The sequence below is a fragment of the Pseudomonas frederiksbergensis genome (assembly GCF_000802155.2).
Lineage (GTDB): Bacteria > Pseudomonadota > Gammaproteobacteria > Pseudomonadales > Pseudomonadaceae > Aquipseudomonas > Aquipseudomonas frederiksbergensis_A.
The window spans coordinates 439,621-461,436 of record NZ_JQGJ02000004.1 but is presented as its reverse complement, the minus strand read 5'-3'; the positions used below and the strand labels follow the sequence as shown (position 1 = coordinate 461,436).

At 59.8% G+C, this 21,816-nt stretch carries 22 protein-coding genes; 17 read left to right on the top strand and 5 right to left on the bottom strand.

Going from position 1 to position 21,816, the window contains the following annotated elements; translation table 11 throughout:
• Positions 1–39: 39 nt before the first annotated feature.
• Complete coding sequence (ftrA, locus tag JZ00_RS10665; RefSeq protein WP_039589178.1) at positions 40–999, top strand: transcriptional regulator FtrA; 960 nt, start codon at positions 40–42, stop codon at positions 997–999.
• A gap of 8 nt (positions 1,000–1,007) precedes the next feature.
• Here the strand turns inward: ftrA and cobF are convergent, their stop codons facing one another.
• Positions 1,008–1,760, bottom strand: coding sequence for a precorrin-6A synthase (deacetylating) (gene cobF / locus JZ00_RS10660; protein WP_039589177.1), 753 nt, complete (start codon positions 1,758–1,760; stop codon positions 1,008–1,010).
• A complete protein-coding gene (locus tag JZ00_RS10655; RefSeq protein WP_039589418.1) occupies positions 1,760–2,323 on the bottom strand; it encodes a histidine phosphatase family protein in 564 nt (187 codons plus the stop codon). The genes cobF and JZ00_RS10655 overlap by 1 nt, the downstream gene beginning before the upstream one ends.
• Positions 2,324–2,622: 299 nt before the next feature.
• Here JZ00_RS10655 and JZ00_RS10650 point away from each other — a divergent pair, with 299 nt between their 5' ends.
• From JZ00_RS10650 to JZ00_RS10615, 8 genes are all read left to right on the top strand, one after another.
• A complete protein-coding gene (locus tag JZ00_RS10650) occupies positions 2,623–2,826 on the top strand; it encodes a hypothetical protein (protein WP_039589176.1) in 204 nt (67 codons plus the stop codon).
• Positions 2,819–3,571 (top strand): N-formylglutamate amidohydrolase, encoded by a 753-nt coding sequence (locus tag JZ00_RS10645; RefSeq protein ID WP_039589175.1) that lies wholly within the window; start codon positions 2,819–2,821, stop codon positions 3,569–3,571. Before JZ00_RS10650 ends, JZ00_RS10645 begins: the two co-directional genes overlap by 8 nt.
• 109 nt (positions 3,572–3,680) lie before the next feature.
• On the top strand, positions 3,681–4,697 hold the full coding sequence (locus JZ00_RS10640; RefSeq protein WP_039589174.1) for an arginine N-succinyltransferase: 1,017 nt from the start codon (positions 3,681–3,683) through the stop codon (positions 4,695–4,697).
• Between the two features lie 28 nt (positions 4,698–4,725).
• Complete coding sequence (gene astA, locus JZ00_RS10635; RefSeq protein ID WP_039589173.1) at positions 4,726–5,760, top strand: arginine N-succinyltransferase; 1,035 nt, start codon at positions 4,726–4,728, stop codon at positions 5,758–5,760.
• A gap of 269 nt (positions 5,761–6,029) precedes the next feature.
• Positions 6,030–6,731, top strand: a complete 702-nt coding sequence (locus JZ00_RS10630) for a hypothetical protein (protein ID WP_235433071.1) — start codon at positions 6,030–6,032, stop codon at positions 6,729–6,731.
• A complete protein-coding gene (locus JZ00_RS10625; protein ID WP_039589171.1) occupies positions 6,728–7,387 on the top strand; it encodes a hypothetical protein in 660 nt (219 codons plus the stop codon). Before JZ00_RS10630 ends, JZ00_RS10625 begins: the two co-directional genes overlap by 4 nt.
• A gap of 31 nt (positions 7,388–7,418) precedes the next feature.
• A complete protein-coding gene (locus JZ00_RS10620; RefSeq protein ID WP_232916618.1) occupies positions 7,419–7,598 on the top strand; it encodes a hypothetical protein in 180 nt (59 codons plus the stop codon).
• Between the two features lie 178 nt (positions 7,599–7,776).
• Positions 7,777–8,646, top strand: a complete 870-nt coding sequence (locus JZ00_RS10615) for an isocitrate lyase/PEP mutase family protein (RefSeq protein WP_039589169.1) — start codon at positions 7,777–7,779, stop codon at positions 8,644–8,646.
• 77 nt (positions 8,647–8,723) lie between these two features.
• Here the strand turns inward: JZ00_RS10615 and JZ00_RS10610 are convergent, their stop codons facing one another.
• Complete coding sequence (locus JZ00_RS10610; RefSeq protein ID WP_039589168.1) at positions 8,724–9,953, bottom strand: acyl-CoA dehydrogenase; 1,230 nt, start codon at positions 9,951–9,953, stop codon at positions 8,724–8,726.
• Positions 9,954–10,130: 177 nt separating this feature from the next.
• Here JZ00_RS10610 and JZ00_RS10605 point away from each other — a divergent pair, with 177 nt between their 5' ends.
• From JZ00_RS10605 to JZ00_RS10595, 3 genes are all read left to right on the top strand, one after another.
• Positions 10,131–11,060 (top strand): LysR family transcriptional regulator, encoded by a 930-nt coding sequence (locus tag JZ00_RS10605; RefSeq protein WP_039589167.1) that lies wholly within the window; start codon positions 10,131–10,133, stop codon positions 11,058–11,060.
• 115 nt (positions 11,061–11,175) lie between these two features.
• Positions 11,176–11,577, top strand: coding sequence for a MerR family transcriptional regulator (locus tag JZ00_RS10600; protein ID WP_039589166.1), 402 nt, complete (start codon positions 11,176–11,178; stop codon positions 11,575–11,577).
• A 49-nt stretch (positions 11,578–11,626) separates the two neighbouring features.
• A complete protein-coding gene (locus tag JZ00_RS10595) occupies positions 11,627–12,526 on the top strand; it encodes a hydroxymethylglutaryl-CoA lyase (RefSeq protein ID WP_039589165.1) in 900 nt (299 codons plus the stop codon).
• 639 nt (positions 12,527–13,165) lie between these two features.
• Here the strand turns inward: JZ00_RS10595 and JZ00_RS10590 are convergent.
• On the bottom strand, positions 13,166–14,863 hold the full coding sequence (locus JZ00_RS10590; RefSeq protein ID WP_039589164.1) for an AMP-binding protein: 1,698 nt from the start codon (positions 14,861–14,863) through the stop codon (positions 13,166–13,168).
• 187 nt (positions 14,864–15,050) lie between these two features.
• Here JZ00_RS10590 and JZ00_RS10585 point away from each other — a divergent pair, with 187 nt between their 5' ends.
• Genes JZ00_RS10585 through JZ00_RS10570 form a run of 4 tightly spaced genes read left to right on the top strand, consistent with a single transcriptional unit; the run spans position 15,051 to position 20,609 of the window.
• The gene (locus JZ00_RS10585) at positions 15,051–16,214 is read left to right on the top strand and encodes an isovaleryl-CoA dehydrogenase (protein WP_039589163.1); all 1,164 of its coding nucleotides are present in this window, start codon (positions 15,051–15,053) and stop codon (positions 16,212–16,214) included.
• 11 nt (positions 16,215–16,225) lie between these two features.
• A complete protein-coding gene (locus tag JZ00_RS10580) occupies positions 16,226–17,833 on the top strand; it encodes a carboxyl transferase domain-containing protein (protein ID WP_039589162.1) in 1,608 nt (535 codons plus the stop codon).
• A gap of 14 nt (positions 17,834–17,847) precedes the next feature.
• A complete protein-coding gene (locus tag JZ00_RS10575) occupies positions 17,848–18,666 on the top strand; it encodes a gamma-carboxygeranoyl-CoA hydratase (protein ID WP_039589161.1) in 819 nt (272 codons plus the stop codon).
• Positions 18,663–20,609 carry an acetyl/propionyl/methylcrotonyl-CoA carboxylase subunit alpha gene (locus tag JZ00_RS10570; protein WP_039589160.1) on the top strand — a complete coding sequence of 649 codons (1,947 nt, stop codon included), beginning with the start codon at positions 18,663–18,665 and terminating at the stop codon, positions 20,607–20,609. The genes JZ00_RS10575 and JZ00_RS10570 overlap by 4 nt, the downstream gene beginning before the upstream one ends.
• 28 nt (positions 20,610–20,637) lie before the next feature.
• On the opposite strand, the gene JZ00_RS10565 is transcribed toward JZ00_RS10570, so the two are convergent.
• Positions 20,638–21,285, bottom strand: coding sequence for a LexA family protein (locus JZ00_RS10565; protein ID WP_039589159.1), 648 nt, complete (start codon positions 21,283–21,285; stop codon positions 20,638–20,640).
• 128 nt (positions 21,286–21,413) lie between these two features.
• Here JZ00_RS10565 and JZ00_RS10560 point away from each other — a divergent pair, with 128 nt between their 5' ends.
• Positions 21,414–21,761 carry a DUF6124 family protein gene (locus JZ00_RS10560; protein WP_039589158.1) on the top strand — a complete coding sequence of 116 codons (348 nt, stop codon included), beginning with the start codon at positions 21,414–21,416 and terminating at the stop codon, positions 21,759–21,761.
• Positions 21,762–21,816 lie beyond the last annotated feature (55 nt).

Sequence of the window (21,816 nt, the reverse complement as noted above, 5' to 3'; positions counted from 1 at the left end):
CAGTGGCGGATACGACACTCTGTGGGAATTTTCCGTCAAATGCAGCCTGCTCCCGGCCTCGTCGCAATCCTTGCCTACGACGGTCTATGCACGTTCGAATTCGGCGTAGCCGTCGAGATATTCGGCCTGGCCCGGCCCGAGTTCGAGTTTCCCTGGTATGAGCACCGCATCGTCGCCGTCGACGACGGCCCGATGCGCGCCATGGGCGGCTTCCAGGTGCTGGCCGATGGTGGTATGGAACTGCTCGACTGCGCCCGGACGATTATCGTGCCGGGCTGGCGCATTCACAGCGGCCCGCCTTCCGAGGCACTGCTCCAGGCCCTGCGGCGAGCCCATGATCGCGGCGCCCGCTTGCTGTCGATCTGTTCAGGCGCGTTTGTGCTCGCCGCGACCGGACTGCTCGATGGCCTGGGCGCCACGACTCATTGGCGCTACACCGATGAACTCGCCGCGCGATACCCGGCAATCGATGTAGACCCTGACGTGCTGTATGTCGATTCCGGCCAAGTGATCACGTCGGCTGGCAGCGCGGCCGGCATCGATGCGTGCCTGCATCTGGTCGCGCGCGATTGCGGAGCACAAGTCGCCAACGCCGTGGCACGTCGGCTGGTCATGCCGACGCAACGCACCGGTGGCCAGGCACAGTTCATTCCGTCACCGGTCAGCCGCACGCCGCGCAGCGATCTGTCCGGCGTCATGCAATGGGCCCGGGAGCGTCTCCACGAGCCGCTGGGGGTGCGCGAACTGGCGAGTCACGCCGCCATGAGCGAACGAACATTGCTGCGCCGCTTCACCCAGGCATCTGGCCTCTCACCCAAGGCCTGGCTGCAACATGAGCGCCTGGCGCGGGCGCGGGAATTGCTGGAGAGCACCAAGGACAACACCGACATCATTGCCCAGCTCTGCGGTTACCGCTCGGTGGAAAGTTTTCGCGTGGCGTTTCGTAGCGTAGTGGGGGTGGCGCCCTCGGTGTACCGGGAGCGGTTTGGCCGGGGATAAAGGCGCCATCACTTGCGCAACAGGTATGTATCCATGATCCAGCCATTGGCCTGACGCGCTGCCTTGCGGGTGCGCTCGATGTCATCAGCCACGTCCCCCAGCCGACCTGCGACGAGGATTTCGCCTGCCGTTCCCACATAGGCCCCCCAGTAGATCTGCAGGTCAGGATCGTTCACCTGGCGATACGCATCCTCTGCATCGAGCATCACCACCACGCTCGCGGCGTCGCCGACCTGCCCCGCCGCCAACCGTCGGCCAGTGGTAATCTCCAGCGAACCGCCAATGCTGTTCAACGGTACTTTATGTCGCGCCGCGAGGGCCTGGATGCTGGTAATGCCTGGGATCACCTCGAACTCGAAGACGCAGCGTCCCGCATCGAGGATCGCCTGCAGGATTCGCAGCGTGCTGTCGTACAACGATGGATCGCCCCACACCAGGAAACCGCCGCATTGCCCGTCTGAAAGTTCCTCTTCGATCAGCCTTTCAAAAATGGCCTGCTTCGCGCTGTTCAGCTCGGCGACTGTGCTTGCATAGTCTGGGTCGCCACGCTGGCGCTCGGGGCAGCAGGCTTCGACAAAACGGTACGGATGATCAACGATGTAGCGTCGACAGATGTCGCGGCGCAGGTCCAGCAACGCGTCCTTGGCAGGGCCTTTGTCCATCAGGAAGAACACGTCCACCTGATTCAAGGCTTTCACCGCCTGCATCGTCAAGTAGTCCGGATCGCCTGCTCCAATGCCAATCACTAGAAGCTTTTTCATCATGGTGCCTCCAAGGCTCGCAAGCGCCAGACCTCGTTGAATCGCAGGTCAACGACGCCAAGGGGCTCGATATCGATACGGTTGAACATGGCAGGTGAACAGCCCAGCACATTCACCACGGCGGCGCGGATCACGAATGGATGGGTGACGGCCAAGCAATGGCCAGGGGTCGTTTCCAGGGTCGTCAGCCAGTCACCGACACGCCGACACAAGTGACTGACGGATTCACCGCCGTGCGGCGCGGCATCCGGATCGTCACGCCAGGTCCGCAGGTGTTCCGGCTCGCTGGCGAGCAACTCGTCGACGGACATCCCGCGCCATCGTCCGAAATCGCAATCGGCCAGCGCCGGGACCACCCTCGGTGTGTCACCCAACAAGGCCGCCGTCTGGCGCGTGCGCAGCTCGGGCCCGCAGAGCAGATGCCGGACATCACGGTATTGACGACCGACCTCGGGACGCTTCGCCAGCCAGCCGGCATCCAGCGGTTCGTCCAGGCCGAAGCGAGCGGCTTTCTGAGCGACGGTGCGGCCATGGCAAATCAAGGTCAATCGGGTGGTTTGCACGCTGGGTACTCGGGCGAATGGATGGCGTTCGTGACAGGAAAATCCCGTCATTTCTTGTACATCACCTTATATGAAGTTAAATAAACTTGGACAAAAAGGCGTTAAGTCCGACACCAACTGAAGCAATACCTGACATATGCGGCCACCTCAACCAAACCCTTGCCCTACAAGGGCTACACATAATTCCAGACTTTTTAAACGGAACGTAAAAACCTCTGGACACGTAGCACCTGCTACCCAAATACTATTTTCGACTTAAGGAAAAACAACCCCGACACCCATCCAGGCAAGGAGCACGGATGCCTCTCTCCAGAGACCAGACCAGCGATCCGTGCCTGTTTTTACCGCCATCGGGACGCCGGGCCGTAGGTGCCCTGCGCAAGTGGATGCTGTTCGAAGCTGCGTCCAACGCGCCGGTTCAAACCAGTCCTGCCTTGGGGGCCCGGGAGCCGGCCTCGCCCAAGGCGCCGCCACCTGCCGAACTTTGTGAACACTATGCGTGAATCCATTGAATGCGCCGAATCGGGTCTATACACCAAGCCTGCTTTTCGATTGCTGCGGGGAGAGTCTGAGCACCCGCTGCTGCTGGTTTGTGAACACGCCAGTCGATTCATCCCAGGCGCGCTGAACGACCTGGGCCTGGATGAGACGGCTTCCCAGGATCATGTCGCCTGGGACATCGGCGCACTGGCCTTGGCCGAGCGATTGTCCGAGACCCTCGGCGCGACGCTGCTGTCGGCCAACTACTCGCGGCTGTTGATCGACTTGAACCGCCCGTTACACGTCCCCGACAGCATTCCGGCGCAAAGCGAGATCTACCAGATCCCCGGTAACCACTCGCTGGACGACGCCACGCGCCAATACCGCCAGCAGTGCCTGTTCCATCCATTCCACGATCAACTGCGAGCCCTGATCGACCGGCGCCTGGCCGACAACCGGGTCGTGCGCGTGGTGGGTATCCACAGCTTCACCCCGGTGTTCTACGGTCAGCCGCGCGCACTCGAGGCCGGCGTGCTGTTCGGCGAAGCCAGGGAATACGCCCAGCGCATCGTCGAGGGGCTGGCCAGGCATTCGCTGCGGGTGGCCGGCAACCAGCCCTACAAGGTCAGCCCGTTGAGTGACATGACGGTTCCTGTCCATGGCGACGGTCGCGGCCTGGATTCGGTGTTGATCGAAGTACGTAACGACCAGTTGCGCTGTCCCGAGTCGGTGCGGACCTGGAGCGCCTACCTCGCCCCCCTGCTATAAACACGACGGTTCGGGATTTTCAGCCGCAAGGCTAGCAATGCGTGGACAACGACAGTGATCGTCAAGCCCGGTATCCATCAGCGGGCTCTTTGGAACAGGAGTGCAATCCATGCTGGCTTTACGTCCAGTTCAATTGACCGATTTGCCGCAACTGCAACAGCTGGCCCGCGATAGCCTCGTAGGCGTCACTTCGCTTCCTGACGACATCGACCACCTGCGGGAAAAAATTCTCGCGTCGTGTGCTTCGTTCGAAGCCGAAGTGCAGACCCCAGGTGGGGAAAATTATTTTTTTGTCTTGCAGGACCTTGAATCGGGCCACCTCGCGGGCTGTTCCGAAATCGTCGCCACCACGGGGTGCGGCGAACCGTTCTACAGCTTGCGTAACCGACCGTTCTCCAGTGAATCCCGGGAGCTGAACATCCAGCACGGCGTACCCGCGCTGTCGCTCTGCCAGGATCTGAGCGGCCAAACGCTGCTACGGGGGTTCCACATCGACGCCTCACGTGTTCGCACGCCGCAGTCGGAGTTGCTCTCCCGGGCACGGCTGATGTTCATCGGTGCCCATCCCCGGCGCTTTGCCGACTCGGTGATTACCGAAATCGTCGGTTTCAGCAGCGAGGATGGCCAGTCGCCCTTCTGGGACGCCGTGGGGCAGCATTTTTTCGACCTGCCCTACATCGAGGCCGAACGTCTTTGTGGCCTGCGCAGCCGGACCTTCCTGGCTGAGCTGATGCCTCAATACCCGATTTACGTCCCCATGTTGCCGGCCGCGGCCCAGGCCTGTATCGGGCGAGTCCATCCCGAGGGCCAGGAAGCCTTCGATATCCTCGAGCGCGAAGGTTTCGAAACCAACAACTACGTGGACATCTTTGACGGTGGCCCCACCCTGCACGCCCGAATCGCGAACATCCGCTCGATCGCCCAGAGCCGCTTGGCTATCGCGCGCCAGCGCCGACAGATCGACGCCACGGGTCGTTACCTGGTCAGCAATGATCGCCTGGGTAATTTCCGCGCCATCGTCGCCGACCTGGAAGTCAACGGCGAAAGCTCTGTTTTTCTAGCTCCCGACATGCTGGCCGCACTGGACATCGCAGAGGGTGACTGGATCCGGGTGGCCAGCTTATGAATGCCCGGCATGATCAAGGAGCGACACCATGATTGTCCGCCCGGTCGTCCTGACCGACCTGCCTGCATTGATGGACCTGGCGCGCTGTGCCGGCCCTGGGTTTACCAGCCTGCCGGCGAATGAAGAACGCTTGGCGCACCGGGTGCGCTGGGCCCAGCGAACGTTCGCCGGGCAGGTTGAACGGGCCGATGCCGACTACCTGTTCGTGCTGGAGGATGATGACCGGCAGGTGGTGGGGATCAGTGCGCTGACCGGTGCGGTTGGGGTACGCGAGCCCTGGTACAACTATCGCGTGGGTGTGACGGTCAGCTCGGCGCCTGAATTGGGCATCCAGCGACAGATCCCGACGCTGTTTCTCAACAACGAAATGACCGGACAATCGGAAATCTGCTCGTTGTTCCTGCGTCCCGAGCAGCGCCGGGGCCATAACGGTCGTTTGCTGTCCTTGGCGCGCTTGCTGTTCGTCGCCGAGTTTCCGACCCTCTTTGGTGAAAAACTCATTGCCGAACTGCGCGGCCATGCCGATGAGCAGGGCTGCTCGCCCTTCTGGGACAGCCTGGGAAGGCACTTCTTCCAGAAGGATTTCAGCTACGCCGATCAGCTGTCCGGCATGGGTAACAAGTCATTCATCGCCGAGCTGATGCCGCGCCAGCCGCTCTATACGTGCCTGCTCACCGAACAAGCCCAGGCCGTGATCGGCAAGGCTCATCCCAATACCGAACCGGCCTTGAGGATCCTCAGTGCCGAAGGTTTCGCCCACAAGGGATACGTCGATATTTTCGATGCTGGCCCGGTGGTCGAGGCAACGGTGTCGAAGATCCGTAGCGTGCGCGACAGCCAACCGCTGACGTTGGCAGTCGGCATACCGGACGAACAGGCGCCGGTCTGGCTGATTCACAACCGGCGCTTGGAAAACTGCCGCGTCACCAGCGCCCGCGCCCACTTGCATGGCCACAACCTGCTTGTCGACCGCATCACCGCCAAACGCTTGCAAGTGCAACCGGGGGACACGGTACGGGCCGTACCGCTGCATAAACAAGGCCGGCAGGCGAAGGCGGCATAACGACCCGCTGTATTTCTTTGTAATTACTTGCCCTCATGCAACGTGAGGGCAAGGCAACACAAGCAACGGACAACAACTTCCCCGTCAGCCGACATAGCGACAAAGTACAACTAGCAATACTTATCAACAAATGCAAAGTTGCTCCATCCCCGGGCCAACCCCATACTTTGCGACATCGCCCCGCCGCAATGAAAATGATCATGATAAAAAATCTAATCTCCAAGAAAAATTCGCCTACAGACATAGCGAAAACAATTAAAGAATTGGACATGACATCGGAAGCACGACAACTGATTTCTCAACTGATGGCCGAACCAGCCTTCGCCACGGCGCAATCCCGGCGGGCAACAATAATGAACATCACAAACACACATACGAGAACCCTGGTACTGCACAAGACCAACAAGGTCAACATAAGTATCAAATTATCCAAGTTCGACCCTACCCCCGCCCCGCTGTATTCAGTGCCCGGCCAAAGCATTTTATTCGCGCTCGACCAACCATTCGAGATCCAGCGATACACTGTCAAGGAGGGTCGTATCGAAAAGGCGGCCATTGCAATGATCGACAAGAAAAATCCGTTGATCATCGATGGTCATCATATGTTGTTTGACTATATCCAAACACGTCGGGAGCCAGCCAAACTGACAGGGAGAATTAATTTTCCAAACAGAGCCATGGATATCAGCGTATTTGATCGTGTCTCGCTGCGTAAGATCGCCTGGTTACCTCACGATGAAAGTGCTGCCCGTTATCTGGTGAGCCTGGAACTGCTCGACACAATTCAGGACCCTGAAATGCACAGGGTCGCGGGGGAACTGATCTACCACTATCACCCCGCCGTGGCATGGAAGGCCTTTCAGATCCTCTATCGGACCGACCGATTAAACGCTTTGAACTACGTCCAACTGCTGAAAAAACACCAGAACGCCCGACTGGACGACTTACTCCGGCCTCTGGAGGCAGCATGAACCTAAAGACATTTATCACGCGCTTGGAAACTTATGATAGGCAGCGAGACAATACGAGGATTATCGAAGACCTACGGCAACTAGCCAGAAACCGTTCTTTATTGAGCGATCATATTTATGCAACGATCCAGCAGGACGGTTTTAGCACGCACAACAGTATTTACAATGCTTATGTATTTGTTCTGCATAGCAATGAGGAATTCACCCTTCGCCTGGGCTTCTGGTCACCCGTCAACAGCACCGATGAGAGCGAAACATTTATCTATGATTTAAATCATAGTCATGACTTTGAGATGTATGCTGCCGGCTACAGCGGTGATGGTTACATAACCGTCATCCGGGAAATACTCGACGACTTGCCATTGAAAGCGGGTAAATCTCCCCGACTGGGAGAAGAACGCAAAATAAAACTTGCACCGGGTGAAGTCCTTTACATGCCTGCATTACGAGAAGTCCATAAACAAAGCGCGCCGCAGGCAATGTCCGCATCCCTGAGCTTACTCATTCACCCTGAAGGGTTGATAAGGACCGACGAAGCATGGTGCTTCGATAGAAACCATGTCCCGCTTTACCCTGGCATTACTTCGCAAGAGACGGCGCTGTTTACAGACACGCTGTCGTTGCTAAAAACCGAGCTGCCCTGGGCCGCTCAATAATCGGAGATGTAAACCAACCATGAATCATTCGATGAAAAACTGGGATGAAGCTCCCTTGCTACGTGCAGCGGCCAAAGCGCTGGATACAGCCGTCCAATTGAAACAGGAAGGCGACATGCCCTGCGGCGAATACACGCTTCGCTACAACGTCGCAAACATCCATGAAATAAAAAATATATGGCGGGCAACAGCTCAGGAGGATGACAAATAAGTTATAGGGGTTTTTTCATGGCTGCAGACCTTCCCGGTCTGCGGCCCTTTTTTGGTGCACTGCAAAGCATGGCCCATGCGCGTTCGACATAATCTTTTATCCCCACAGCGTGATAGCCTTTGGCTCTTTGGCGTTGACACTTTTGCTCAAGCCTTTCCATTCCATTGGTGGATCTCATATGTCCAGGCTTTCCCATCAAGATTTGCGTCGCAACTTCCGGCAATTGCTGGCCTCCAAGACGTGCTACCACACCGCCTCCGTGTTCGACCCGATGTCGGCGCGCATTGCCGCCGACCTGGGTTTTGAGGTGGGGATCCTCGGCGGCTCGGTGGCGTCATTGCAAGTGTTGGGCGCACCGGACTTTGCCTTGATCACCCTCAGCGAATTTGCCGAACAGGCGACTCGGATTGGCCGCGTGGCACAATTGCCGTTCATTGCCGACGCTGACCATGGCTACGGCAATGCGCTTAACGTGATGCGTACCATCATCGAACTCGAACGCGCCGGCGTGGCTGCGCTGACCATCGAAGACACCTTGCTGCCGGCCCAGTTTGGCCGCAAGTCCACCGACCTGATCAGCGTGGCCGAAGGCGTCGGCAAGATCCGCGCCGCCCTGGAAGCGCGCGTCGATCCGGAGATGGCCATCATTGCCCGGACCAACGCCGGGATACTGCCGGTCCAGGAGATCATCAGCCGCACCCAGCAATACGAACGTGCCGGCGCCGACGGTATCTGCATGGTGGGCGTCCAGGATTTCGAGCACCTGGAAAAGATCAGCGAGAACCTGAACGTGCCGTTGATGCTGGTGACTTACGGCAACCCGTTGCTGCGAGACGACAAGCGCCTGGCCGAGCTGGGTGTTCGGATCACCATCGATGGCCACGGCGCCTATTTCGCCGCGATCAAAGCGACTTACGACAGCCTGCGGGAGCAGCGTCAGATCTTCACCCAGGCATCAGACCTGAGCGCCACCGAGCTGACCCATACCTATACTCAACCCGAGGAATACATCCGTTGGGCAGAGGAATACATGAGCGTCAAGGAGTAACTGGCTCAGTGTCGAAGCGGCCATCATCGCGAACAAGCTCGCTCCCACAGGGTTTACCGGTGGGAGAGCTCACACCTTCAGCGCTCGCTACGCAACATCTCCTTGGGCACGTATTTGCCGATCTCGAACTTGCCGATAGCGGCGCGGTGGACTTCATCCGGGCCGTCGGCCAGGCGTAGCGTGCGCTGCATGGCATACATGTAGGCCAGTGGAAAATCGTTGGAAACCCCAGCCCCGCCGTGAATCTGGATCGCCCGGTCGATGACTTTCAAAGCCACGTTCGGCGCAACGACCTTGATCTGGGCAATTTCGCTCTTGGCCACTTTGTTGCCGACGGTGTCCATCATGTACGCCGCCTTCAACGTCAGCAGGCGAGCCATGTCGATTTCCATACGCGAGTCGGCGATCTTGTCGATGTTGCCGCCCAGGCGCGCCAACGGCTTGCCGAATGCGGTGCGACTGATGGCGCGCTGGCACATCAACTCCAATGCGCGCTCAGCCATGCCGATCGAGCGCATGCAGTGGTGAATCCGACCTGGGCCGAGGCGGCCTTGGGCAATCTCGAAACCGCGGCCCTCGCCCAACAGGACGTTTTCGTAAGGCACCCGCACATTGTCGAACAGCACCTCGGCGTGGCCGTGGGGCGCATCGTCATAACCAAACACAGGCAATGGCCGGACGATCTTCACCCCGGGCGTGCCCACCGGCACCAGGATCATCGAGTGCTGGGCGTGACGGGGTGCGTCGGGATTGCTAAGGCCCATGAAAATCAGGATTTTGCAGCGCGGGTCGCAGGCGCCTGAGGTCCACCACTTCTTGCCGTTGATCACCCACTCGTCCCCGTCGCGCTCGGCACGGGCAGCCATGTTGGTGGCGTCGGAGGACGCGACGTCCGGTTCGGTCATGGCGAAGGCCGAGCGAATTTCGCCCCGCAGCAACGGCTCGAGCCAGCGTTGCTTCTGTTCTTCATTGGCGTAGCGCACCAGCACTTCCATGTTGCCGGTGTCCGGCGCCGAGCAGTTGAACGGCTCCGGCCCCAGCAGCGAGCGCCCCATGATTTCCGCCAGCGGCGCGTATTCCAGATTGGTCAGTCCGGCGCCCAGTTCGGATTCGGGCAGGAACAGATTCCACAGCCCCTCGGCCCGGGCCTTGGCCTTGAGCTCCTCCATGATCGCCGTCGGCTGCCAACGGTAGCCTTCGGCCACTTGTCGTTCGAAAACCGCTTCGGCCGGGTAGACATAGGCATCCATGAACGCCGTGACACGCTCACGCAGTTCCTGCACCTTGGGGGAATAGGCAAAATCCATGGGAAAGCACCTTCTTGGCAGAGGTTGTTTTAGGTCATGGAATCGATGCTAGTTGAGCTACGAAAATTTACCTAACCTATTCTCGGCGTGTATTAACATTCATCACCGATATATGGTTCACTGATTTGCATCGCCACCCGGCACCTCATACAAGCCCAAGAATAAGAGTGCAGCGCCATGAATCTGAGCAAGGTCGACCTCAACCTTTTCATTGTCTTCGATGCGATCTACACCGAAGCCAACCTGACCCGCGCCGGGCAGATCGTCGGCATCACTCAGCCGGCCGTGTCCAATGCCCTGGCGCGTTTGCGCGAGACCTTCAACGACCCGCTGTTCGTGCGCACCGCCCAGGGCATGGTGCCCACGCCGATGGCCCAGAACATTATCGGGCCGGTGCGCAACGCCCTGTCGCTGCTGCGGGTGTCGGTGCAGGAAAGTCGGATCTTCAACCCGCTGCAAGCGGTCAAGACTTATCGCATCAGCATGACCGACCTCACCGAGGGCGTGATCCTGCCGCCATTGTTCCAGCGCCTGCGTCGGCTGGCGCCGACCGTGGCCATCGAGAGCTTCCTGTCCAAACGCCGGGAAACCACCAAGGAACTGGCCGCCGGGCGCCTGGATTTCGCGGTCGACGCCCCGCTCAACACCGATCCACAAGTGCGCCACGTCAAGCTGATGGAGGACCGTTACGTCTGCGCCATGCGCAAGGGCCATCCGTTGGCAAACAAGGAAAAACTCAGCCTCGACGATTACCTGGCCCAGACCCACGTGCATATATCCAGTCGCCGCAACGGGCTGGGTTACGTGGACCTGGCCCTCGGCAAAATGGGCATCCAGCGCAAGATCGCCCTGCGCTCCCAGCATTACCTGATGGCTTCCCAGGTGCTTCAACAAACCGACATGGTCATGACCGTTCCCGAGCGCTTCTCGCGCCGCCATGACTTGCACGCGTTCCTGCTGCCCGTCAATGACGTGCCGCCGGTGGAAACCCATCTCTATTGGCATGAAAGCACCGATCAGGATCCGGCCAACCGGTGGATGCGTGAACAGATGATCGAGCTGTGCCAACAGGTGACGGCCCATGAAAAGAAGCTAGAGAAGGTTTAGGGCGGTCGGCAGATGGTGGGAACGAGTTTGCTTGCTCCCACAGGCCCCGATTGCTTGACGCGCACGTCAACCTGCCATTAGCTTAGCGCCAACTCCTATCGTTTCGAGCGCTTCCATGAGCAGCCAGACCTACAGCATCTCCGACCTCGCCCGCGAACTGGATATCACCACCCGAGCCATCCGCTTCTATGAAGAACAGGGCCTTTTGCGTCCGGAGCGTCGAGGCCAGGAACGTGTCTACTCGCCACGGGACAAGGTCAGCCTGAAACTGATCCTGCGGGGCAAGCGCATTGGTTTTTCCCTCGCCGAATGCCGTGAGCTGATCGAGCTGTACGACCCCACCAGCGGCAATCAGAAACAGCTGCACAGCATGCTGGCAAAAATTGCCGAGCGTCGCGAGCAACTCGAACAGCAACTGCTGGATATCGAGCAGATGAAACTGGAACTCGACACCGCCGAGGAACGTTGCATCCAGGCATTGGAACAGACGATCAAAAGCGAAGAAATCGTCCAGTAAGGACATCGTCCCACACCGAGCCCACCTTTATTACTACAGGTCAATCCTCATGTCCCTTCCCTCTTTTGTACGCCTGATCGAAGTTGGTCCCCGCGACGGCCTGCAGAATGAATCGCAACCGATCAGCGTCGCCGACAAGGTCCGCCTGGTGGATGCCCTGAGCGCCGCCGGCCTGGGTTACATCGAGGTCGGCAGTTTTGTCTCACCCAAATGGGTGCCGCAGATGGCCGGTTCGGCTGAAGTGTTCGCGCAGATCCAGCGCAAGCCCGGTGTTACCTACGGCGCCCTGGCACCGAATCTGCGGGGGTTCGAGGACGCACTGGCGGCAGGCGTCAAGGAGGTTGCGGTGTTCGCGGCGGCGTCCGAAGCTTTTTCCCAGCGCAACATCAACTGCTCCATCAAGGAAAGCCTGGAACGCTTCGCACCGATCATGGACGCCGCCAAACAGCACGGTGTCAGCGTGCGCGGTTACGTCTCTTGTGTGCTGGGCTGTCCTTATGAAGGCGCGGTCTCTCCCGAGCAAGTCGCCTGGGTCGCCAGGGAACTGTATGGCATGGGCTGTTACGAGGTTTCCCTGGGCGACACCATCGGCACCGGCACCGCCGGCGCCACACGCAAGATGTTCGAAGTGGTTTCGGCCAACATTCCTCGGGAAAAACTGGCGGGACATTTCCATGACACCTACGGCCAGGCAATGGCCAACGTCTATGCCAGCCTGCTGGAAGGCATCGCGGTGTTCGACAGCTCCATCGCCGGCCTCGGTGGCTGCCCCTATGCCAAGGGTGCCAGCGGTAACGTTGCGACTGAAGACGTGCTGTACCTGCTTAATGGCTTGGGTATTGAAACCGGTGTAGACCTGGACGCCTTGATCGCTGCGGGCCGGCAGATCTGTGACGTGCTCGGCCGCCCGTCCGGTTCGCGCGTCGCCAAGGCCCTCAATGCACAATGAGGTGTTACCGCTGGCTTTGTAACAGCAGCGAAACGAGTAACACGGAAACAATTTGTCAGGTTTGGTCCGACGATATTTTTAGCGAAAATACTCAACTATTTGATTTATATGGATTTTTAAAAGTTGGCACGGCACCTGCTATATCTCTGGCACAACAAGAATAAAAAAACGCAGCAAACCTAATAAAAACAAGACGAAACGACTCTGGCATAACAAAAACAACACGGCAGAGACGCAGCTAACAGATTTTTTTGGAGAAGGTGTGCTTTTCAGGGTGCTTCCAGGAGCAACCCGCAACCGGGCAGAGAACAATAAAACTACCTTCAGGTAGCTCCCGAATCGGTTGGATCGCCAGGCGAAAAAGCAGATCAGCGCTCAAAAAAATACGTTTGCTCTTGATCCCGGATGGGGATCGCCAAAAACAGCGGTAAAGGGCCACGGCTGCCAAAAACAACAACAGGCCGCCCCTCAATAATAAAAAAAGAGCACGCGACGACAAAATTAAAGGGGAGCTTCGGCTCCCCTTTGTGCTTTCCGGGATTTGGATTTTTCGATCAATCCTTGAATGCGGCGTGTCAGTTGTCGACGTTTTGCAAGACACACCGCATCGCAAGCAAGCTCGCCCCCCGCAGTTATTACTCAGCCGTCATGATCGCGCAGCTCCTCCATGCTGATTTCCCGCATGCGGAATTTCTGGATCTTGCCGGTGACTGTCATCGGAAATTCTTCGACAAATTTGAAATGACGCGGCGTCTTGAAGTGGGCAATGCGCTCCTTGCACCACGCCTGCAGTTCCTGCTCGGAGGCGCTGTGGCCGGGATGGAACTTGATCCACGCCACGATTTCCTCGCCATAGCGCGAGCAAGGAATGCCGATTACCTGCACGTCGGCCACTGCGGGATGGGTGAAGAAGAACTCCTCCAGCTCACGGGGATAAACGTTCTCTCCGCCGCGGATGATCATGTCCTTGTTCCGCCCGACAATGCGCACGTAACCCTGCTCGTCCATGGTCGCGAGGTCGCCGGTGTGCATCCAGCCCTGCGAATCGATGGCCTCGGCGCTGCCCTTGGGGTTGTTCCAATAGCCGAGCATCACGCTGTAGCCCCGAGTGCACAGCTCACCGATGGTCCCGCGAGGGACGATATCGCCCGCGGTGTCGATGATCTTGCTTTCAAGTTGCGGCTGGGTTCGTCCCACTGTGGTCACGCGTAATTCCAACTCATCCGTAGGACCGGTCTGCAACGACACCGGACTGGTTTCCGTCATGCCGTAGGCAATCTGCACCTCAGCCATGTGCATCTCGCTGATGACGCGCCGCATCACCTCGATGGGGCATGTGGCGCCAGCCATGATCCCGGTGCGCAGGCTGGACAGGTCGAAATCCCCTCGCTGGGGCTGGTCGAGCATGGCGATAAACATAGTGGGAACGCCATACAACGCAGTGGCCTTTTCCTCGGCAACGGTACGCAGGGTCAACAATGGGTCGAAGGCATCGCTTGGGTAAATCATGGTGCTGCCGTGGGTCACGCATCCCAGGTTGCCCATGACCATGCCGAAGCAGTGATACAGAGGCACCGGGATCATCAGTCGGTCGCCAGCGGTCAGGCCCAGGCTTTCGCCGACCATGTAGCCATTATTGAGAATATTGAGGTGACTGAGGGTCGCGCCCTTGGGAAACCCGGTGGTGCCGGAGGTGTACTGGATATTCACCGGCTGGTCGAAATGCAGACTCTCCTGGCGCTCGGCCAGCTGCCGTGGCGACACCGCAGCGCCGAGGGCAGCCATCTGCGACCAAGGAAGAAAGCCCGAGGGCGGCTGCGAATCAAGGCTGATCACACCGCGCAGGTCCGGCAGGCGCTCGCTTCGCAATTGCCCGATCGATTGCTCCGCCAATTCCGGCACCAAGGCTTGCAACATGGCGTGGTAATCCGAGGTCTTGAACGCTCCCGCGCACACCAGCCATTGGCAACCGGATTGCTGGAGCACGTATTCCAGCTCGGCGGCGCGATACGCCGGATTGATATTGACCAGAATCACGCCGATTTTCGCAGTGGCAAACTGACTGATGCACCACTGCGCGCAGTTGGGCGCCCAGATGCCCAAGCGGTCGCCGTCCTGCAAGCCCAGCGCCAGGAAGGCCCGGGCATGCAGATCGACAGCTTCGGCCAGTTCTCGCCAGTTGTAGCGCAGGGACTGGTGACGAACCACCAGCGCCTCGCCGTCGGGGAATTGGGCCGCCGTCTGGTCGAACGCCTGGCCGATGGTCTGCGCGAGCAAGGCCTTGGCCTGGGAGCCGCGGGTATAGCTGGGTTGCGGTTGAGAACCGGGTTGATCCATGACGCGCCCTCTTATCTTTTTTAGTGGGGGTATCGGTGAATCTCATGCAAAAGCGGCCCTACTCTCGCCCAAGTTGACGTTAACGTAAAGAGCAATTGACAGCCGTTCGTCACGAGCTTACGTTAACGTAAAGGTGAGAGCAGCCCTGCTACTTTCCGCACCCGACAAAAAAGCCAAAAGGTGTCCCATGAGCTACCCATCCCTGAATTTTGCCCTCGGCGAAACCATCGATATGTTGCGTGACCAGGTCCAGTCCTTCGTCAAGGCAGAGCTGGCGCCTCGGGCGGCCCAGATCGACATCGACAATCTGTTCCCTGCCGACATGTGGCGCAAATTCGGCGACATGGGCCTGCTGGGCATCACCGTACCGGAAGAATACGGCGGCGCCGGCCTGGGTTATCTGGCCCATGTCGTCACCATGGAAGAAATCAGTCGCGGCTCGGCCTCGGTCGCCCTCTCCTACGGCGCTCACTCCAATTTGTGCGTCAACCAGATCAACCGCAACGGCACCCACGAACAAAAAAGCAAATACTTGCCCAAGTTGATCAGCGGCGAACATGTCGGCGCCCTCGCCATGAGCGAACCGAACGCTGGCTCCGACGTTGTTTCGATGAAGCTTCGAGCCGACAAGCGTGGCGACCGCTACGTGCTCAACGGCAGCAAGACCTGGATCACCAACGGTCCGGACGCCAATACTTATGTCATCTATGCCAAGACCGACCTCGAAAAAGGCCCGCATGGCATCACCGCTTTCATCGTCGAGCGCGACTGGAAAGGTTTCAGCCGCAGCAACAAGTTCGACAAGCTCGGCATGCGCGGTTCGAACACCTGCGAGCTGTTCTTCGATGACGTCGAAGTGCCGGAGGAAAACATCCTCGGCGTACTCAATGGCGGCGTGAAAGTGTTGATGAGCGGCCTCGACTACGAGCGTGTGGTTCTGTCCGGCGGCCCGACCGGCATCATGCAGGCCTGCATGGACCTGATCGTGCCGTACATCCACGACCGCAAGCAGTTCGGCCAGAGCATCGGTGAGTTCCAGCTCATCCAGGGCAAGGTCGCCGACATGTACACCCAGCTCAACGCCAGCCGCGCCTATCTGTACGCAGTGGCCCAGGCATGCGAGCGCGGCGAAACCACCCGCAAGGACGCCGCCGGGGTCATCCTCTACAGCGCCGAGCGCGCCACGCAAATGGCGCTGGATGCCATCCAGATATTGGGCGGCAATGGCTACATCAATGAATTCCCGGCTGGCCGTCTTCTACGGGACGCCAAGCTGTACGAAATCGGCGCCGGCACCAGTGAGATCCGTCGGATGTTGATCGGCCGCGAACTGTTCAACGAAACCCGCTAACGGAGCTGACCATGGCCACGCTGCATACTCAGCTCAACCCACGTTCGCCCGAATTCATCGCCAACCGCGACGCAATGCTTGGGCAGGTCGAGGCCTTGCGCACCCTGCTCGCCCACATCCAGCAAGGCGGCGGCCCCAAGGCACAGGAGCGGCATACCTCCCGGGGTAAATTGCTCCCACGCGAGCGCATCAATCGCTTGCTGGACCCGGGTTCGCCCTTTCTCGAAATCAGCCCACTGGCGGCCTACGAAGTGTATGGCGAAGACGTCCCGGCGGCCGGGGTGATCGCTGGCATCGGTCGCGTGGAGGGCGTCGAATGCATGATCGTCGCCAACGACGCGACGGTCAAAGGCGGTTCGTATTATCCCCTGACCGTGAAAAAACACCTGCGGGCCCAGGCCATCGCCCAACAGAACCGCCTGCCGTGCATTTACCTGGTTGACTCCGGCGGCGCGAACCTGCCGCGCCAGGACGAAGTGTTTCCCGACCGTGAGCATTTCGGCCGGATCTTCTTCAACCAGGCCAACATGAGTGCCCAAGGCATCCCCCAGATTGCCGTGGTCATGGGCTCCTGCACTGCAGGCGGCGCCTACGTGCCGGCGATGGCGGACGAGGCGATCATGGTCCGCCAGCAAGCGACGATTTTCCTCGCCGGCCCGCCGTTGGTGAAAGCCGCGACCGGCGAAGTGGTCAGCGCGGAAGACTTGGGTGGCGCCGATGTGCACTGCAAGATTTCCGGGGTAGCCGACCATTATGCCGACAGCGATGAGCATGCCCTGGCATTGGCCCGTCGCAGCGTGGCCAACCTCAACTGGCACAAACTCGGTCAGCTGCAGCAACGCCAGCCCATCGCTCCGCTGTATGCCAGTGACGAGCTCTACGGTGTGGTGTCGGCCGATGCCAAACAGCCGTTCGATGTGCGGGAGGTGATCGCGCGGCTGGTGGACGGCTCGGTGTTCGATGAATTCAAGGCGCTGTTCGGAACGACCCTCGTGTGCGGCTTCGCCCATTTGCACGGTTATCCGATCGCCATCCTCGCCAACAACGGCATCCTGTTCGCCGAGGCCGCGCAGAAGGGCGCGCACTTCATCGAACTGGCCTGCCAGCGGGGGATTCCCCTGCTGTTCCTGCAAAACATCACGGGGTTTATGGTCGGCCAGAAATACGAAGCCGGTGGCATCGCCAAGCACGGCGCAAAACTGGTGACCGCAGTGGCCTGCGCCCGGGTGCCGAAATTCACAGTGATCATCGGCGGCAGTTTCGGCGCAGGGAACTACGGCATGTGCGGTCGCGCCTATGACCCGCGCTTGCTGTGGATGTGGCCGAATGCGCGGATCGGCGTGATGGGTGCCGAGCAAGCTGCCGGCGTACTCGTGCAGGTCAAGCGCGAACAGGCCGAACGCAGCGGCCAGCCCTTCAGCGCCAGCCAGGAAGCCGAAATCAGGCAGCCGATTCTCAATCAATACGAAGAACAGGGACACCCCTATTACTCCAGCGCACGACTGTGGGACGACGGCGTCATCGACCCGGCGCAGACCCGCGACGTGCTGGGGCTGGCCCTGTCCGCGTCGCTGAACGCGCCCATCGAACCGAGCCGCTTCGGCGTGTTCAGGATGTGACCTGGAAGATGCCCATGAACCATTACAACACGCTCGAACTGCTCACCGACCCTCGCGGCTTTGCCACCCTGTGGCTCAGCCGCGAGTCGAAAAACAACGCATTCAATGCCGAGATGATCCGCGAGTTGATTCTCGCCTTGGACGAGGTCGGCAGCGATCCAACCTTGCGTTTTCTGTTACTCCGCGGTCGTGGCAAACACTTCAGCGCCGGCGCCGACCTGGCCTGGATGCAACAGTCCGCCGAGCTCGATTACCACACCAACCTGGACGACGCCCGGGAACTGGCGGAGCTGATGTACAACCTCGCCAAGTTGAAGATTCCAACCCTGGCGGTCGTCCAGGGTGCCGCGTTTGGTGGAGCGCTGGGCCTGATCAGTGCCTGCGACATGGCCATCGGAGCCGACGAGGCACAATTCTGTCTGTCGGAAGTGCGCATCGGCCTGGCCCCGGCGGTGATCAGTCCGTTCGTGGTGCAGGCCATCGGTGAGCGCGCGGCGCGACGTTACGCCCTGACGGCCGAACGCTTCGGCGGGCAACGTGCGAAAGAAATCGGCTTGCTGTCGGAAAGTTACCCGGCCGAGGTGTTGAACGATCAGCTCGGGCAATGGATCGACAATCTGTTGCTCAACAGTCCAGCGGCCATGCGCGCCAGCAAGGAGCTGCTGCGTGAAGTCGGCAACGGTGCTCTCACGCCTGCGCTACGCCGCTACACCGAAAACGCCATCGCTCGGATACGTGTCAGCCCTGAAGGCCAGGAGGGCCTGCGGGCTTTCCTGCAAAAACGCCCACCTGGCTGGCAAACCGAGTCGAACAACAAGGAGCCGCGTCAATGACCGCCCCTGCCCTCACTACGTTACTGGTTGCCAACCGGGGCGAAATCGCCTGCCGCGTCATGCGCACAGCCAAGGCCATGGGCCTGACCACCGTTGCCGTGCACAGTGCCACGGACCGTGACGCGCGCCATTGCCGTGAAGCCGATATCCGTGTCGACCTGGGTGGTAGCAAGGCCGCCGACAGCTACCTGCAAATCGACAAAGTGATCGCCGCAGCCCAGGCCAGCGGTGCACAGGCCATCCACCCCGGCTACGGTTTTCTTTCCGAGAATGCCGGGTTTGCCCGGGCTATCGAAAAAGCCGGGCTGATCTTCCTTGGCCCTCCCGCCTCGGCCATCGACGCCATGGGCAGCAAATCCGCCGCCAAGGCCTTGATGGAAACCGCCGGCGTGCCGCTGGTGCCCGGCTACCACGGTGAAGCCCAGGATCTGGAAACCTTCCGCGCCGCTGCCGAACGCATCGGTTATCCGGTGCTGCTCAAGGCGACCGCGGGCGGCGGCGGCAAGGGCATGAAGGTCGTTGAAGACGTCAGCCAATTGGCCGAAGCACTGGCATCGGCGCAGCGCGAAGCGCTATCGTCGTTTGGCGACGCGCGCATGCTGGTGGAAAAATACCTGCTCAAGCCGCGCCACGTGGAAATCCAGGTGTTCGCCGATCAACACGGCCACTGCCTGTACCTCAACGAACGCGATTGCTCGATCCAGCGCCGGCATCAGAAAGTCGTCGAGGAGGCGCCCGCTCCCGGCCTCAGTCCGGCGCAGCGCCAGGCAATGGGCGAGGCCGCCGTGCGCGCCGCCCAGGCCATCGGTTATGTCGGCGCGGGCACGGTGGAGTTCCTGCTGGATTCGCGGGGCGAGTTCTTCTTCATGGAGATGAACACCCGGCTGCAGGTCGAGCATCCAGTCACCGAAGCGATCACAAGTCTCGACCTGGTGGCCTGGCAAATCCGCGTGGCCCAGGGCGAGCCGCTGCCCATCACGCAAGAGCAAGTTCCGTTACTGGGCCATGCCATCGAGGTGCGGCTCTACGCCGAGGATCCGACCAACGACTTCCTCCCCGCCACCGGTCGCCTGGCGTTGTACCGCGAATCCGCTGGGGGCGAAGGTCGGCGGGTCGACAGCGGTGTCGAGGAAGGTGACGAGATTTCGTCCTTCTACGACCCTATGCTGGGCAAGCTGATCGCCTGGGGTGAAAACCGTGAACAGGCCCGTCTACGGTTGCTGGCCATGCTGGACGAGTTCGCCATCGGTGGCCTGAGGACCAACATCGGCTTTCTGCGGCGCATCGTCGGCCATCCGGCCTTTGCAGCGGCGCAACTCGATACCGGATTTATCCCACGCCACCAGGCGCAATTACTGCCTGAACCTGGCGAATTGGATGATGATTTCTGGTACTCGGCAGCCCATGCCTTTGCCTCGGGCATGACATCACGCGTTCGCGCTGATGACGTCAATTCCCCTTGGGCCGATAACACCGGCCTGCGCTTGGGAATGCCAAGGGAAACCACCCTGCATCTGAGCTGTGACGGCCGGGACCGGGCGGTGACCTTCGACGTGACCGACCGTTGGGCCGAGCTCAAGGGCGAGCATCTGGTCATCGAACGCAACGGTCTGCGTCGCAGCCATCGGGCCATTCGCCAGGGCGACAGCCTTTATTTGCAATGGGGAGGCGATCTGCATCGCATCGATTCCTACGACCCGTCAGCCGCCGCCGAAGCCAGCCACAGCCACCAGGGCGGCCTGCTCGCCCCCATGAACGGCAGCATCGTCCGGGTGCTGGTGACAGCCGGTCAAACGGTGGAAGCCGGCACGCAGTTGGTGGTGCTTGAAGCCATGAAGATGGAGCACAGCATTCGCGCGCCCAAGGCAGGCGTGATCAAGGCGCTGTATTGCCAGGAAGGTGAGATGGTCAGCGAGGGCAGCGCGCTGGTGGCACTGGAATAGGTATCGGCCCATCCCGGGCCGATACGTTTCAGAACCTGATGGTTGCCTGCACAACCACGCCGATAATGCGGCATTGCTCGGTGTACAGGGTTTTTGGGTAAGTAGGATTGAGCGGGACCAGATAACGCTGGCCGCTCTCTTCGATCAGTTTGCGAAAAGTTGCATCGCTGCTGCCGGGCAGTTGCGCGATCACCAGTTTGCCGGGCACCGCCTCGATGGCAGGATCAACCAGGATCGACATGCCTTCGGGGATGCTCAGCCCGCTCGGCGCGGTCATCGCGTCACCCACCACGACCAGCCAGAAAGCGTCTCCCTGGGCATGGTAGTCCGTCAGCTCGTAGCGCGGCGGCTGGTATTCGACCAGGTCGCCCTCGCGGACGGCGCCGATGTCATGCCAGTCGTTGACCGGATAGCGGAAGTACGGGTTGTACTTCTGCGCCAGCGCCATGCCTTCGTCAGTGGAGGTGTCCGGTTCGCGGATCACCATCGCCACTTCAAGGAACTCGAGTCCGAGCTCCTGAAGCACCCTGTTCATGTCTTCAAGACTGGGTTGCCGACGCTTGGTCAGCCAATGGCCGACACCGCCCTGGGACATCCCCAAACGTTCTGCAAGCACCACTTGCGTGATGTGCAGCTCCTTCATCTTGGCCTTGACCAACTCTATCCATTTATCCATGAACGGCACGATACGTGGATGACCACGCCCATCAAAACACAAATTGTAGTATTTAAATCGTCGTCACAATTACGAAGCGTACTAAGCTGGATCCAGGATTTCATACCAACACGGAGAAACTCGACACCATGGACAAGCCCAACAAAGACGAGCCCGCCCTCCTTCCAGACGGCCATTTCCCCTCGCTTCAGGATTGCCCTGCGGCCAAACGCGCCTTGGACTATTACTTGAAACCAGGTATTGCGGACGCCGAGGCGGAACATCGTTTTTTCGACGTGAACCGCAACATCAGCGCAGAGGAAGCCCTCGTCCATGCCTGCGACCTGCTGCGCTGCGCAGCCGCTACCGCCCAGGAATCAGCCAGCCGCCTCAGCGGCCCGAGCCGCGACCTGGCATTTTCGGTGGTGCACATGATCGACCTGGTCAAGGTCATGCTCGATCGATCGCTGGACGGTTACCCCACTCGCTCGGCGTAACGCCTGGAGATGGCCCGCATGCGAGCCACGGGAAATAATTTCCAATAGGTGCAAT